13 protein-coding genes are annotated in these 15112 nt (G+C 35.3%); 2 read left to right on the top strand and 11 right to left on the bottom strand.

All coding sequences use genetic code 11. The features are described from left to right. Positions 1 to 252: 252 nt before the first annotated feature. The 3 genes from JCM15092_RS01370 to JCM15092_RS01360 form a co-directional block, all read right to left on the bottom strand. Positions 253 to 2346: a DUF4842 domain-containing protein gene (locus JCM15092_RS01370; RefSeq protein WP_024993089.1), complete on the bottom strand. Its 2094-nt coding sequence runs from the start codon at positions 2344 to 2346 to the stop codon at positions 253 to 255. 138 nt (positions 2347 to 2484) lie between these two features. After that, positions 2485 to 3291, bottom strand: a complete 807-nt coding sequence (lgt, locus tag JCM15092_RS01365) for a prolipoprotein diacylglyceryl transferase (protein WP_024993088.1) — start codon at positions 3289 to 3291, stop codon at positions 2485 to 2487. A gap of 234 nt (positions 3292 to 3525) precedes the next feature. Then, positions 3526 to 4425, bottom strand: a complete 900-nt coding sequence (locus JCM15092_RS01360; protein WP_024993087.1) for a diaminopimelate dehydrogenase — start codon at positions 4423 to 4425, stop codon at positions 3526 to 3528. A gap of 153 nt (positions 4426 to 4578) precedes the next feature. Between JCM15092_RS01360 and ruvA the strand changes: the two genes are divergently transcribed. Further along, the gene (gene ruvA / locus JCM15092_RS01355) at positions 4579 to 5169 is read left to right on the top strand and encodes a Holliday junction branch migration protein RuvA (RefSeq protein ID WP_024993086.1); all 591 of its coding nucleotides are present in this window, start codon (positions 4579 to 4581) and stop codon (positions 5167 to 5169) included. A gap of 13 nt (positions 5170 to 5182) precedes the next feature. Here the strand turns inward: ruvA and JCM15092_RS01350 are convergent, their stop codons facing one another. Then, the gene (locus tag JCM15092_RS01350) at positions 5183 to 6010 is read right to left on the bottom strand and encodes a hypothetical protein (RefSeq protein WP_024993085.1); all 828 of its coding nucleotides are present in this window, start codon (positions 6008 to 6010) and stop codon (positions 5183 to 5185) included. Between the two features lie 99 nt (positions 6011 to 6109). Between JCM15092_RS01350 and JCM15092_RS01345 the strand changes: the two genes are divergently transcribed. Beyond that, complete coding sequence (locus tag JCM15092_RS01345; protein WP_024993084.1) at positions 6110 to 7528, top strand: CCA tRNA nucleotidyltransferase; 1419 nt, start codon at positions 6110 to 6112, stop codon at positions 7526 to 7528. 31 nt (positions 7529 to 7559) lie between these two features. Here JCM15092_RS01345 and JCM15092_RS01340 read toward each other — a convergent pair whose 3' ends face one another. The 7 genes from JCM15092_RS01340 to murA form a co-directional block, all read right to left on the bottom strand. Beyond that, positions 7560 to 8852, bottom strand: a complete 1293-nt coding sequence (locus JCM15092_RS01340; protein WP_024993083.1) for an LruC domain-containing protein — start codon at positions 8850 to 8852, stop codon at positions 7560 to 7562. An 80-nt stretch (positions 8853 to 8932) separates the two neighbouring features. Further along, positions 8933 to 9454 (bottom strand): hypothetical protein, encoded by a 522-nt coding sequence (locus JCM15092_RS01335; RefSeq protein ID WP_024993082.1) that lies wholly within the window; start codon positions 9452 to 9454, stop codon positions 8933 to 8935. 26 nt (positions 9455 to 9480) lie between these two features. Further along, a complete protein-coding gene (locus tag JCM15092_RS01330; protein WP_024993081.1) occupies positions 9481 to 9873 on the bottom strand; it encodes a hypothetical protein in 393 nt (130 codons plus the stop codon). 877 nt (positions 9874 to 10750) lie between these two features. Further along, positions 10751 to 12091 (bottom strand): RIP metalloprotease RseP, encoded by a 1341-nt coding sequence (rseP, locus tag JCM15092_RS01325; RefSeq protein ID WP_024993080.1) that lies wholly within the window; start codon positions 12089 to 12091, stop codon positions 10751 to 10753. Between the two features lie 38 nt (positions 12092 to 12129). After that, a complete protein-coding gene (locus JCM15092_RS01320; RefSeq protein ID WP_024993079.1) occupies positions 12130 to 13275 on the bottom strand; it encodes a 1-deoxy-D-xylulose-5-phosphate reductoisomerase in 1146 nt (381 codons plus the stop codon). A 3-nt stretch (positions 13276 to 13278) separates the two neighbouring features. Next, the gene (rimM, locus tag JCM15092_RS01315; RefSeq protein WP_024993078.1) at positions 13279 to 13803 is read right to left on the bottom strand and encodes a ribosome maturation factor RimM; all 525 of its coding nucleotides are present in this window, start codon (positions 13801 to 13803) and stop codon (positions 13279 to 13281) included. Positions 13804 to 13807: 4 nt separating this feature from the next. Then, entirely contained in the window at positions 13808 to 15112 is a 1305-nt protein-coding gene (murA, locus tag JCM15092_RS01310) for a UDP-N-acetylglucosamine 1-carboxyvinyltransferase (RefSeq protein ID WP_024993077.1), read from the bottom strand.

The raw sequence follows: 15112 nt of genomic DNA, 5'->3' as shown, positions 1-15112 counted from the left end.
TTATTTGTCTTCAAATATACATATTTTATCCCTTCTTGGTTTTCTTAGAAAAGTTTTTTTCCTTCAGAAATATAGATCATGATTCGTTGCTCAACCGATCATGATTCATTGATGAATCGATCATGATTGGTTCATTATCCAATCACGACAGGTTTTATTACACTAACTGATGTATTAGTAAGTTTGAACATATAAAAAGGGATTACTCTTACTTTAGAGTAATCCCTTTGAAATATAAACACAAAATTGATTTTAATTTGTATACCAATCCAATGAGACTTTAGCATCTTTTGCCCAGTCTACAAACCTAGGATATTTATGAGATATCAATTCCCTTTCTGCTGGATAACTCCAATCAGTTGGAACTAGAATAGCATAAGGTGCGTCTCCTTTCACAAAAGTAGAGGTGAAAGCAGGTATGTGAACTTCGGCTGTTGAATTTGCCTCTTTAATATAGATATCAAGATTTGATATAGAATAATCAGCCGGTACTGCAATTTCATCTTCAACCGCAGCATAAGTAACAGAAACGGTATTAACCATTGTACCAGCCGCAGCTCCAAATGCCTTATGAACTTCTTGTCCACCGAAAAGCGTTTTTTCAGAGCCTCCATTGAGCTTATAGTAAACATATAAGTTCTTTGCAGCTCCTGCAGCTGTAAGTTTTACCTTTATTTTTCCATCAGTAGGAACAGCAGCTACTTTAACCACAACATCATTAAAGTCATAGTCGCCTACCTCTTTAAACATATCTTCAAATGCAAAAGTGTAGTTTTCAATAACAGGAGGAACAACTGGTCCGCCTCCACTAGTGCTAAATGATCTTGAACATCCTGATTCAGTACCCAATACCACATTTGAGAAATCAACACTGGCAGCACCATTTTCTTCACTAATCTCTGTAAGAGACATTCCAGACTTATAAGCTCTGTCTACATTTCCTGATAGAGTAAGAAGTTTCCAACCAATATTACCAGTTGTAGTAAAGTTTCCATTTATATACACCAAAGCTCTTTCATCAGTAGTTGGCCCGGTTATAGTGTTACTTCCACCACCTCCGAAGTTGAAGTCAGAGTCAACAACCAAAAGAGATTTAGCCCCCATGTTTATTGCAGTATTATTAATACTTGATATACCCTTAAGGTACATGTAGCTTGCACCATCAATAGTTACACTAACTCCATCTAGAGAGATGGGTTGATCAATAACTTTTAGGATACAATGGTTGACTATGCTACCATTATCAACAGCTTTAAGAGAACCTGTAATGAAAGTTCCGCTATTTACTAAAGGATTAGGATTTGTTATATTAGTCAGTCCTGACACGTTCATAGTAGCACCAGAGAAGTTCTCAATAGTAGCATTACTACTTAATACAATACTTTGAGCAGAGAAACTTCCTTCATTACTTAATGCTCCACTATATGCTCCACTATTAGTCAAACTTACATTTCCACAATTTACATTTCCACTGTTGAGTACTGTATTTTGAAAAGTAAGATCCTTAGCATTAAAAGTTCCATTATTGTATATTTTAGATCCTATAACTAGATTTGCATTCGCAGTAAGTGTTGAGTTCTGACAAATATATACAGTTGTAGTAGGTGCAAGATTATCAGCTGTCTCAAATGTAACATTTGCTCCAGGAAGCAAATAAAGATTATAATTAGCATTTACAGAACCCGGGAACCTTACATTTCCTTTAATATATAATGATATAACACCACCTGTATCATTCCACCAAAAGTTATTTACTGATACTGTAGCACTAGTCCCATCAATATAATAAGGAGTAGTATAGCTATTTGATTTCAACTGATTGTAATCAGTAGTAAGGAAGTTTAATGCTCCTGGAGGAATCTCTGTAGGATAATTAACACCAGCAGATGGAATAGCCCTGCTACCGCTACTCATTACAGCTCTTGATACAGTACTAGACTTTGTTACATTTCCTCCCCAGGATAATGAGGCTGAGGAATTAACAAGTTCTACACTTTTCATTGATCGATTGTACTTGCTATCTTCAACAACTACATATACCGCTTTAAGAGCCTTAGCTCCTACAAAATTCAATACTGTAGAAGAACCATCTTTTACATTTTCCTTTAAAGCAATAAGTTTAGCTTCTGAACTTGTATTAAATGGATTTGATGTATAAATCTTCAGATTATAATTCTCATTTGATTTCTGATTAATTGAAACAGAAACTGAGTACTTAGATAATAGATTCCAATCCTGATTAGGATCAATGTCATTAACAAGAAAAACCTCTTTTGCTTGCTTCTTAATAATAGAAGGGTCATAGATTGAGTCTTGCTTAGAACAAGAAACAATTAGTAATGACATCAAAGAAAAGTAAAATAATAATAATTTTTTCATAAATAGTAAGACATTTATATAAATAGCTGGTAGTTACACACTAATAAGAGTTTATTTAGCATGCAAATATAAACGTTTTTTACTGAGAACAAAAATTTAAAGAAATTATTCTTGCACCTTTTTACTTCTGTATATCAAATATATACCTAACAAAATTAGTGGAATGCTTAATAGCTGGCCAATATTAAGCAACATTCCACTCTCTGAAGCTACCTGAGGATTCTTCAGGAATTCAAGTCCAAATCTAGAGCCAAAGAAGATTAAAAGGCTCACGCCTGTGATTAGTCCGACATGTTTTTCTAAATGATATTTATGATACATAACCCATGAAACAATAAACGCAGCAGCACAATATATCATCTCATAAATCTGCGTAGGATGACATCCCTGTCCAGCATAGAGCTGTTGCCATTCACGCGAACGGACAAACTCAAATCCCCATGGCATAGATGTTGGGTAACCAAATATTTCAGAGTTCATAAGGTTGCCAAAACGTATGCAGAAACATACTGTGGCAACAGCTGGTATCATTCTGTCAAAAAGCCACCATACACTTTTATGGGTAACTCTTTTAGAGTACATTATCAATGCAAGGATTATTGCGAAGACACCTCCGTGACTTGCAAGGCCTCCGTTCCATATTTTTAGGATCTCAATAGGATGTGCACTATAATAATCCCATTCATAAAAGAGACAATGACCAAGACGAGCACCAATAACTGTACTTATAAGGCAATACATAAATAGTGTATCCGCCCACGTATCAGGATAATGCTCTTTCTTGAAAAGACGGCTAACCATATCGTATGCAAGCAGGAATCCAAGTCCCCACATTAGTCCATACCATCTAAGTTCAATGCTACCAATATGCAAAATTATCGGATCTACATCCCATACAATACTTGAAACCATATTTTTAATCTATTTTATTGCTGCAAATATACTCAAGCTATAATTATAGCACAACTATATGTCTTTTTATTTTGTACTTAGCTTTATTTTATATTGCATACTTTTACAATGACAAAAAGGCTACTTCGCCTAAACTTTATGTCTCATAAAGAATAAAAAAACTGTACAATTTATTTTGTACAGCTTTTTGGTCATTTATGCTTAGATAGCAAAAGCTTCATCTATTATTTTCAATTATACAAGATGAGAGATTAATTCCTCTCTGTCACCGTGTAGAAGGTCTATTACTGGAACCTCAATCATTGTATAGCAACCTGGCTTTTGTTTCATTGATGCACGAGCAACGCATACAAGTACTTGGCCGGTAAGTGCAGGGTTATTAATCTTCATATTGAATTCAAACAGTTGGTTCTGTGTCTTACCTGAAACACCTTTACGAACTAGGTTAACACCATGTCCCATATCCAAAAGATCATCAACACAAGGGACCTGGGTTATGTGAGTCTCATCATTAACGAAATATGCATCGCTCTTTATTGCTTTAGCAACATCTTCGAACTTGTAACCATCTTCAACTTCAATATATACCATACGACGGTGTATACCTGTACCTAAAGGTATAGTCATAGAAAGAGCTGCTTTTACACCTTCAATAGCTTTTACAGCAACAGTATGTCCCATACTCATACCAGGTCCAAAGTTAGTATAGCTTACGCCCTTTGGTGCAATAGCTTGAAGAAGTGTTCTTACAATTGAGTCACTTCCCGGATCCCATCCTGCAGAAATTATTGATACAGCATTACCAGATACGGCAGCAGCATTCAGACTCTTACGCAATGATGCTATTTGAGTATGAATATCAAAACTATCAACAGTATTAATTCCTAAAGCAAGAATCTCCTTAGCATATTTTTCTACACTGCGTGTTGGAGTTGCCAAAATCGCTACGTCAACATCTTTAAGTTCAGTGATATTTTTAACCACATCATATTTATCAAGTTCTGCAGGTTTGTTATCTGATCCATTACGGCGAACCACTCCGGCAACTTCAAAATCTGGAGCTGTCTCAAGAGCTTCTAATACATACTTTCCAATATTGCCATAACCAACTACGGCTGCTCTAATCTTTTTCATAACTCTTTTGTTTTAAGTTTTTGTTTGGTGACAAATTTAAGAAAAACGTATTCCCATAATACAAATAGAAAGCTAATATTTTAAAATTATTATCACAAACTATCAATTTATAAGTTAGAACGTATAAATTTGTATTTATTTTAATAAAAAACCATGATTGAGTATATAAAAGGCGACATAACAGACCTATCTCCCACTATGGCAGTTATAGATTGTAACGGAGTGGGATATGGAATAAACATTTCACTAAATAGCTATTCAGACATTCAAAATTTAAGTAGTACAAAGCTCTATATCTATGAAAGTATACGAGAAGATGCTTATGTACTTTATGGCTTTTCTACCAAGAGGGAGCGAGAACTATTCCTTATGTTGATTACAGTACCTGGAATTGGTGGTAACACTGCAAGAATGATTCTGTCAACTCTCTCTCCTTCAGAACTATGCTCAGTAATAAGCAATGGCAATGAAAAGGTATTGAAATCAGTAAAAGGTATCGGATTAAAAACCGCTCAGAGAATAATTGTAGACTTAAAGGATAAAATTGTTACTACTGGCATTGAGAATGTAGATATGCAAAGTTTCTCAACCGCCAATTCACAAGTTAATGAGGAAGCTGTATCAGCACTCACGATGCTCGGTTTTATTCCGTCACAATCTCAGAAAGTTGTTACTGCAATTTTGAAAGAAGAACCAAACATTCCTGTTGAGAGAGTTATAAAATTGGCATTAAAGAGGTTATAATTATGTAACCTCTCTATTTTTGTGAAGATTGTTCTTCCATTTTTCTCTTGACAAACCTTATTTTTAAGTTAGCCTCATCTTTATCTTTCTTTATTTGCTCTATAGAAGATAATGTTTTAGCCAATTCACTTAATTTATATATAGCCTCTCTATCGGAATTTGTCATTGAAGTAGTGTAAGTCTTATCACCGATAAATTGTAACTTCAAATTATTAGCCTTATTTGTTACTATAAATGCAATAACACCTCCATCATCTCCCAACTTATAATCAGCTTTCTCAATATGACGTCCCCCAATAGTTGTTTCATAGCTATCTTTTGTATTTGGAGTCTGAGCATACAAGTCACCATTAATTACCTTCACCGAAGAATGGTGAATAGCACCTCCGGCACAATATATAGACGTGATTGACATCTCACCCAGTTCACTCACCTGTCCTCTCAGAAATGATCGCCCACCATTCTTCTCTATAGTCTGAGTAGGATAAAGATAATTTCCAACTTCTTGGTACTCCTTATCTTTCTCTAGAATAAAGCTCCCTTTGATAGAATCAAATTGAGCCTGTTTAATAAGCATCATGCTATCTAGATATACAATGCTTCTCTCCTGCTCCTTCAAATCAACTTGCTGCATAAGTTTAATAGCAGCTTTTCTTGCATCGAAAGCCTTAGGATATAGTGTACGTATTGTATCTATCTGAAGCTTTGCTTCATTATAATTTCTACTATTAAAAGCACTCTCAGCTCTCTGTAGATGCATTTCAGCCTCTTTCTCTCCATTATTGGTACATGCAGAAAGGAGTGATAACAACAGAGCATATATGTAATAATATCTTTTCATAATGCTAAACTTTTTTACATAGCAAAAATACAATAATTTAAAATAGATACTCATATGCTAGACAAAAATTAGTAATTTTGCACTCCTTTATAGCAATTTATGAATATAAAAGAACATTTTAGTAATAAGATATTTAAGCAGATTTCAAATGCGGCCGATGAGTTAGGTCTGGAATGCTATGTAGTAGGTGGATATGTAAGAGATATCTTCCTATCAAGACCTTCTAAGGATATAGATATCGTAGTAGTAGGTAGTGGCATAAGAATGGCTGAAGTTTTTTCCAAAAAATTGGGCAAAGGAGCATATCTATCTGTTTTCAAGAATTTCGGTACTGCACAGGTTAAGTATCATGAAATAGAGGTTGAATTTGTTGGTGCAAGAAAAGAATCATATAGCCACGACAGCAGAAATCCAATTGTAGAAAACGGGACTCTTGAAGATGACCAAAACAGAAGAGATTTCACTATAAATGCAATGGCGGTGTGCATGAATGAGGATAGATTTGGAGAACTGATTGATCCTTTCAATGGCATGGATGATTTAAAGGAACGTACCATAAAGACACCACTTGATCCTGATATAACTTTTAGTGATGACCCATTAAGAATGATGCGTTGCATCAGATTTGCTACACAGCTGAACTTTTATATTGATGACGAAACATTCCAAGCTTTAGAGAGAAACAAAGAGAGAATAAACATAATATCTAAAGAAAGAATTGCAGACGAGCTCAACAAGATAATACTTTCACCTATTCCTTCTAAAGGATTCATTGATCTCGACAGGTCAGGCCTTTTACCTCTTGTTTTCCCAGAATTGATAGAACTTCAGGGAGTAGAGACAAGGACAGGAAAAGCACATAAAGATAATTTCTATCATACCCTTGAGGTTTTGGATAATATAGCCAAGCAAACCGACAATCTATGGCTAAGATGGAGCGCTTTACTTCATGACATTGGGAAACCACGTACCAAAAGATGGGAACCAAAGATAGGATGGACATTCCATAACCACAATTACATTGGTGAGAAGATGATTCCAAATATTTTCCGCAATATGAAACTTCCAATGAATGAGAAGATGAAATATGTGCAGAAACTTGTAGGACTACATATGCGACCGATAGTAATGTCAGATGATATTGTAACTGACTCAGCGGTAAGAAGGATGCTATTCGAGGCTGGAGATGATATAGATGACTTGATGGTTTTATGTGAGGCAGACATAACTTCAAAGAATGAGGTAAGAAAGAAGAAATTCCTTGAGAACTTCAAGCTTGTGCGTCAGAAACTTAAAGATATTGAAGAAAAGGATAGAATTCGCAATTTCCAACCACCTGTTGATGGCGACGAGATTATGCAAGTATTCAATCTTAAACCTTGTAGCGAAATAGGAAGATTAAAAAGTTCAATCAAAGATGCAATTCTTGACGGAATTATTCCTAATGAACATGACGCTGCATACGAATACATGCTAAAGAAAGCAAAAGAGATTGGTCTTGTGCCTGTACAAAAATAAAAATCCGTTTCCTATGAAACGGATTTTTATTTTATCTATATGTACTTCCTGGATTAGGTCTAAGATACCAATCTTTTGCCTGATTACGGTCCGATGCCCATTGCTGGAAATAGGGATAACCACTATTTGCATTTGTATCTGTTCCTGCGATTTTAAAAATCGGCACCCGTTCGTAAGGATACTTGAAGTTTGGCACAGCTATTGCCCAAGTTCTATTTCCTGCTATAGCCTCATTATTCTCAAAGTTTGCACCATTAGCAGTTCTATATCCCCAAAACTCACGAAGATGAACTTCAACGCGTGTCTTGTCTTGCTGCCCTTCATAATATCCATTAATAATAGGACGAGCTATAAATAGGTCCATATTATCCAGACCGAAGTAATCGATTGGAGTAACAAATTCTATAGTAACAGTCATATCCCTTGGACTAGCATCTGTATAGTTCTCATGCCCTTTCACCGTATTATACATATATCTGTTTGCAGCCTGTCCTGATATGGCATGATGAGCATCATTATATAAAGGTATTACAGCAAAGCTGTTCTTATCACTCTCTGTAACCTGAGTAGCAAATATATTGCCAAAGTTCAAATCACCATTTGTAACTGTAATTGATTTAATATTACTCTTTAGAATATTAATAAGTTGAAGAGCAGCTCCAATAGAATATGTAGCTCCTACAGCTACAAGTTTTACAGGTACCTCTACCTTAATAATCTTATTATTTTGTTTGAAGAGATTATAAGAAACATCCATTACAATATCATTAAAATCATAATCCCCTGGTATAGGATAATAATCTTCATAGCAATAGGTGTAGGTAGCACTACTTTCTACATCAGTATCTCCTCCAGTCCCAGGACTATTTCCATTGCCTGTACAGTTACCTGCTGGAACAATCACACTAGATTCACCTATAATGGCTACAGACTTACAAAGTTGTGTAAGTTGCTTACGAGCATCAATTTCAGTAGTTGCATCACCACACTCTATAGTCACATCGTTATAATAGTGCCTTGAATCAAGATAGTCAGTCTGAATGCCTCTTATCCTTACAAGGCTGTTATTGAAACCACTTCCTTGGATAGCTAGATGAGTCTTCATCTTAGTTGCACAATCAATCATAGAATTTTGTCCTATAATAGCAGACATATTTCCCCATTGATTCATATTAAGGCTATTGCATTTAAGCATGGTCTGATTACCCATTGTCAACTTTGTAACGGAAAAATCTCCAGGAGTCTCCATATAGCATCCATTTTCAATATTGCCATTTAGAGCATCAATTCTTCCAATTGAACAATAGCCTTTATTTACAAGCACTGTTCCAGCGTCAGTTGCGTTATATAAATCTAAAATCAGGTTTGATGCATTGTAGAATTCTCCGTTTCCACCATTTATAACTATTGAGTTATATCAATATCTCCTCCGTTATAGTTAATCATACCATTAGAAGCATTTGAGATATAAATTTTAGTATTTGCTCCCTCAATGCGTCCACCTTTTAGTACAATCAGGTTAGAGCTATTTGATATGTTCATTGTACCAGAAAAAGAGCCTCCATTGGCAACAACTATTGTAAGATTATTTCCTCCAACATTTACCGGTTCAGATGGAGTCCAGTTTGTTGTAACGATCAATACACACTTTCTATCACTTCCATTAAATGAAAACTTATAAGAAGCTCCATCCTTAGTAAGCTTATAGACACCCGTTTTACTTATTATTCCGTAATCAACACCAATAACCTTCCATGATTCAACTTCTAAAGCAGTAGAAAGCATACTTGAAATTTGGGCTTCATTATATGGTTCACTTCGGCTAGTTATAACAACACCTGTTCCCATATTATATGAGTAAGCTCTCGATGGAGCAGTACCAAACACAACATTTGATATACTATTCCTATCTTTTACAACTACCATTTGTACCAATCGTCTATTCGACCTATCTACCTACTTACATATAGTGTATCTTTTACCAAAGGAGCATCAAAAGAGAGTTCTAAAGTCTTTCCATTCTCAATTGTTCCCATTGCAAGTCGATTAGCAGGTTCTTCTTCATTGTAAGGGAAATTATCATAGACCTTTATTTTATAGGTCTCCAGTTCATCTTCATATACTGTAACATTCATCTTAACAACTGAAGTGGTTTTCCAATTTTGTTCAGGATCAATATTCTTAACTGGAAAAGTTTTATCATATAATTCTTTTACATAATCAGCATTGAACTTATAATCATTCTTGTCAGCACACGAGTTTAGCAAGAATAATGAACAAAATAAGATGGAACAATATATCCACTTACTCATTTCCTCGAATTTAATGCGAACAGGTTTCTTCATATTTAGTCTGTTTTCTTATTACACAAAATTATAAAAAAAAGTAAACTAACAATATATAAGTAAGCATCTTATACAGAATAGTAAATGCAAGTAACAATAAAAACTCTTATAGTTAATTATAAATTGCATGTGAAATTAAATAAAAAAATAACATATCAGATATTTTTCATTGTCACTTCTGTGAATATGAACCTATATTGATCCTAACTAAAAACAAAAATAGGCTTAAATGACTGTTATAATACATAAAAGAGAAGAAAGTGTTAAAAAGATAAGACTGGTATTATTCTCAATATATATTATTGCTGATAGAGGGTTAAAAACAAGATTTTTTGAAAAAAGTGCCATACATTGTTTATGCACTATCATAGATAGCATAATACAAGAATACATTATATATTCGTTTTCTTGATATACATCATAAAAAGAGATATTTTATGTTTTCAAACATAAAATAGCTTGCAATTAAAAAATAAACCATATCTTTGTATTGTGATTGTGAAACCACTTATTTTGTTAAAGAAAAAATAATATTAAAAGTATTAGGTATTAAGTAATAAGGTAACAAATAGGTTTTTAGATTTTAGGTAAAAATTAGTAGTTTTCAGGAATTTGTTTTATAGGTATTATTAGATTTTTAAGTAGTAAAAAGTTTTTTTCTTTAAGGGTAACATTAAATTAGAAGAAGTAAGAACCCAAAGATGGGGGGTTCTTTAGAAGTGAGCGGATTCAATATGAATTTCAGCTCTTTTTTTTGCCATACTATTACTGATTATAAAGCATGTTAGAATAATATAAATAAAAGATTCTTATAAAATAAAATGAGCCTTCTTACATTACAGTTGTAAGAAGGCTCATTTGTTATATAAATCCTATATTAAAACAGGAATCGTATTACGTCATTTATATTCGCCCAAATAAGTAGTGCAAAAAGAAGGAACATACCAACAACCTGAGCTCTTTCCATGAACTTATCACTTGGTTTACGCCTTGCAACAATCTCATATAACAGGAACAGTACATGGCCTCCATCAAGAGCCGGTATAGGCAATATATTCATAAAGGCCAATATTATAGATAGGAATGCTGTCATATTCCAGAATCTGTACCAATCCCACTCAGCAGGGAAGATGCTGCCTATAGTACCGAAACCTCCGACACTCTTAGCTCCCTCTTTTGAGAACACATATTTCATGTCGTTGACATAACCTTTCAATGTGTTCACTCCAAGCTCAGCACCAGCAGGGAATGATTCAAAGAAGTTGAATGTGCGAGTAAACGCCTTATAGTCTGGTATCAATGGTGAAGCACCAACCTTGAAATTAGAATCTGTCATCACAGATATTGTATCACGCTGACCAGCACGAGAATAAATCATATCAAACTTTGCTCCATTACTTTTTTTGAGCTCTCCTTCAGTCTTAAAGTCTGCAAGGTTCTCTACAAAGCTGTTCCATGAGTTTATCTCCTTACCATTAATTGCTATCAAAGAGTCACCTTTCTGTATTCCCAACTTCGCAAATGCCCCATTAGGTATAACAGAATCTACCACATTTGGTATAAGCTGTGAAACGAAAATCGGGTCTCCTTTAGCTATATCAAGAAGGCTTATCTCTGGCATATAAACCTCTTTCTCCTGGTTATTACGCAATACAGTAACTGTTCGTGCATCTGCGATATTTCGTAACATATCTACGCCGAATCTATCTAGCTTGATTTCATCAGCACGAAGAAGAATATCACCATCACGGAAACCTATCTGATGAGCTTGCTCATTAAACTTCATACCATGAGTCATGTTCTGAAGTGGAATATACGAGTCACCCCAAGTAAAGAGAATCATAGAGTAAATGAACAAAGCAAGAAGGAAGTTCATCAATACACCACCAACCATGATCAGCAATCGCTGCCATGCCGGTTTAGCACGGAACTCCCATGGCTGTACCGGCTGGTTCATCTGATCGGTATCCATAGACTCGTCTATCATACCTGCAATTTTAACATAGCCGCCTAATGGCACCCAACCTATTCCATATTCAGTATCACTGTTCTTTGGTTTAAACTTAAATAGTGAGAACCATGGATTGAAGAATATATAAAATTTCTCTACTCTCACCTTAAATATGCGTGAAAAGAGGAAATGACCGCCTTCATGAATAATAACTAATAAAGAGAGACTCATTATCAGCTGAAAGGCACGAATAAAGAATGTTTCCATCAGTATAATCTTATTGTTTTTCTAATTAATTCTTTTACTTATTTTATGAGAGAGGCCGCCAATTTACGAGCTTCATCATCTGTATTAACATAATCCTCGTATGTAGGCTTACTAATAAATGCAACCTTTGACATTGTATTCTCAATAACATCGCTCATAGCAAGGAATGATATTTTGTCGTGTAGAAATGCATCTACTACCACTTCATTAGCTGCATTAATAATACAAGGCATATTACCTCCCTGGTTTAATGCTTTATAAGCCAAATCAAGATTACGGAATCTTGTCAAATCTGGTTTTTCGAAAGTTAGATTTCCCATAGTTGTAAAATCAAGTCTATCGAAAGACGATTTTAATCTATTTGGGTATGAGAAGGCATACTGTATAGGCAGACGCATATCAGGTACACCAAGTTGTGCTTTCACAGCTCCATCCTCAAACTGAACCATCGAGTGTATAACAGATTGCGGATGTACAACCACCTCAATCTGTTCAGGAGAAACTCCGAAAAGCCATTTTGCCTCCATAACCTCAAATCCTTTGTTCATCATTGATGCAGAGTCAATTGTTATCTTTGCACCCATATCCCAATTAGGATGTTTTAGAGCCTGTTCTTTTGTGACATGCAGTAACTCCTCTTTAGAGAATTTACGGAATGGTCCACCTGATGCAGTAAGAATAATTTTCTCTATCTTATTGTTCATCTCCAGGCACTGGAATATAGCAGAGTGTTCAGAGTCTACAGGAAGCAGAGGAACATTATATTTGTTAACCAGTGAATTTATCAGTTCACCAGCCACCACCAATGTCTCCTTATTTGCAAGTGCTATAACCTTACCGGCTTTTATAGCCTCTATTGTAGGACGCAATCCAGCATAGCCGACCATTGAGGCTAGTACAATGTCTACAGGTTTTTCCTGTACAATCTGACAAATAGCATCAGCTCCTGCATAAGCTTTTATTGGTAAATCAGAAAGAGCATCTTTCAGAAGAGGATATTTTTCTTCATTAGCGATAACAACAACCTCGGGCAAGAACTTCCTGGCTTGTTTAATAAGCAGATCTACGCTATTATTTGCAGTAAGTGCATAGGCCTCGTACAGATCGGAATGTTCCTCAATAACATCAAGAGCTTGAGTCCCTATAGAACCTGTAGAACCTAGTATAACTATCTTTTTCTTCATAACTTACAAATCTATCAATCCGTCAGGCAGTTCAACGGTTATGATTCTATCTTTCTTATTCAAATCTACAATAAATTCTTCATGGGCTGGAAGAATAATCTCCTTTCCATCCTTATTAATAAAAAATAGTACATTCATAGTACTTTCATCTACTGCCTCAATCTCTCCAAGGGAACCAAGCTCCTTATCAAAAACCTTGAAACCGACAAAGAAGTTCCAAGAAGAAATCGTATCATCATCCTCATCATCATCAACATATTTCTTAGGGAAATAAACTGGTATATTTGTAAACATACGTGCCTTCTCCGCTGAATCTATTCCCTCAAACTTTATCAAAGCTGTTGAGTCAGACTTAAATCTGTACTCCTCAATAAAAAATGGCACAAAGATACCATCAAGAAGACAGACTAGATAATCACAATCGCTTCTATCAAAAACATCATCTGTAAAAGTAAAGGATATTTCCCCTTTTATTCCGTGCGGTTTATTAAAAATACCAATCTTGAATACCTCATCTTCTTTTATCATGCCACTAAATTCTTGTTATATGAGCTCCAATATTATTCAAACGCTGCTCTATATTTTGATATCCTCTATCAATCTGTTCAATATTATGAATCGTACTCACCCCATCAGCACTTAATGCGGCAATGAGCAAAGCGATTCCAGCACGGATGTCAGGTGAAGTCATTGTACCTCCACGCAACTGTAGATTACGGTCATGACCTATTACTACAGCCCTATGTGGATCACAAAGGATTATCTGTGCTCCCATATCAATAAGTTTATCAACGAAGAAAAGGCGGCTCTCAAACATTTTCTGATGTATAAGGACACTTCCTTTAGCTTGAGTAGCGACAACAAGCATAACACTCAAAAGATCAGGAGTAAGTCCTGGCCATGGAGCATCTGCTATGGTCATTATTGACCCATCAATGAAAGACTCTATTTCATAATGATCTTGTTCTGGAATATATAGATCATCACCTCTTTGTTCTATAGTAATACCTAAACGGCGGAAGCTGTCGGGTATAATGCCTAGTTCATCAAATGCTACATCTTTTATGGTTATCTCACTGCCTGTCATTGCAGCCATACCGATGAATGAGCCTACCTCAATCATATCAGGCAAAACAGTATGTGTACATCCCTTAAGTTCTTCAACCCCATCTATTATTAGACGATTTGAAGCTATTCCAGAGATCTTTGCTCCCATTTTATTAAGCATCTTGCATAACTGCTGCACATATGGTTCACAAGCAGCATTGTATATTGTTGTAGTTCCTTTTGCTAAGACAGTAGCCATTATAATATTTGCTGTACCGGTAACAGAGGCCTCATCAAGAAGCATATAAGTACCTTTTAACTTTTCTGCCTCTATTCTATATATACTTCTCTTCTCATCATAAATAAATGATGCTCCGAGTTTCTGAATACCAATGAAGTGAGTATCAAGACGACGACGGCCGATCTTATCACCACCTGGTTTTGATATAAGAGCTCTTCCAAAACGAGTAAGAAGCGGACCAATAAGCATCACAGAACCTCTCAGACTTGAACATTTCTTCAGAAATCCATCACTTTCCAAATAATCTAGGTCAATATTATCTGCCTTAAAAACATAGGTTCCACGACCTTGCTTTGAGACTTTTACTCCCATATTAATCAGAAGTTGAATAAGGTTATTCACATCTAATATGTCAGGTATATTGTGTACAGTTATCTCATGAGATGAAAGCAATGTAGCACATAATATCTGTAATACCTCATTCTTTGCTCCTTGAGGCTTGATTTCGCCATGAAGTTTGTGTCCACCTTCTATTACAAATGATGCCAT

Origin of the sequence: Phocaeicola paurosaccharolyticus JCM 15092, assembly GCF_000613805.1 — a bacterium.
In the GTDB taxonomy this organism is placed as follows: domain Bacteria; phylum Bacteroidota; class Bacteroidia; order Bacteroidales; family Bacteroidaceae; genus Phocaeicola; species Phocaeicola paurosaccharolyticus.
This window is presented reverse-complemented; position numbering and strand designations above follow the sequence as displayed.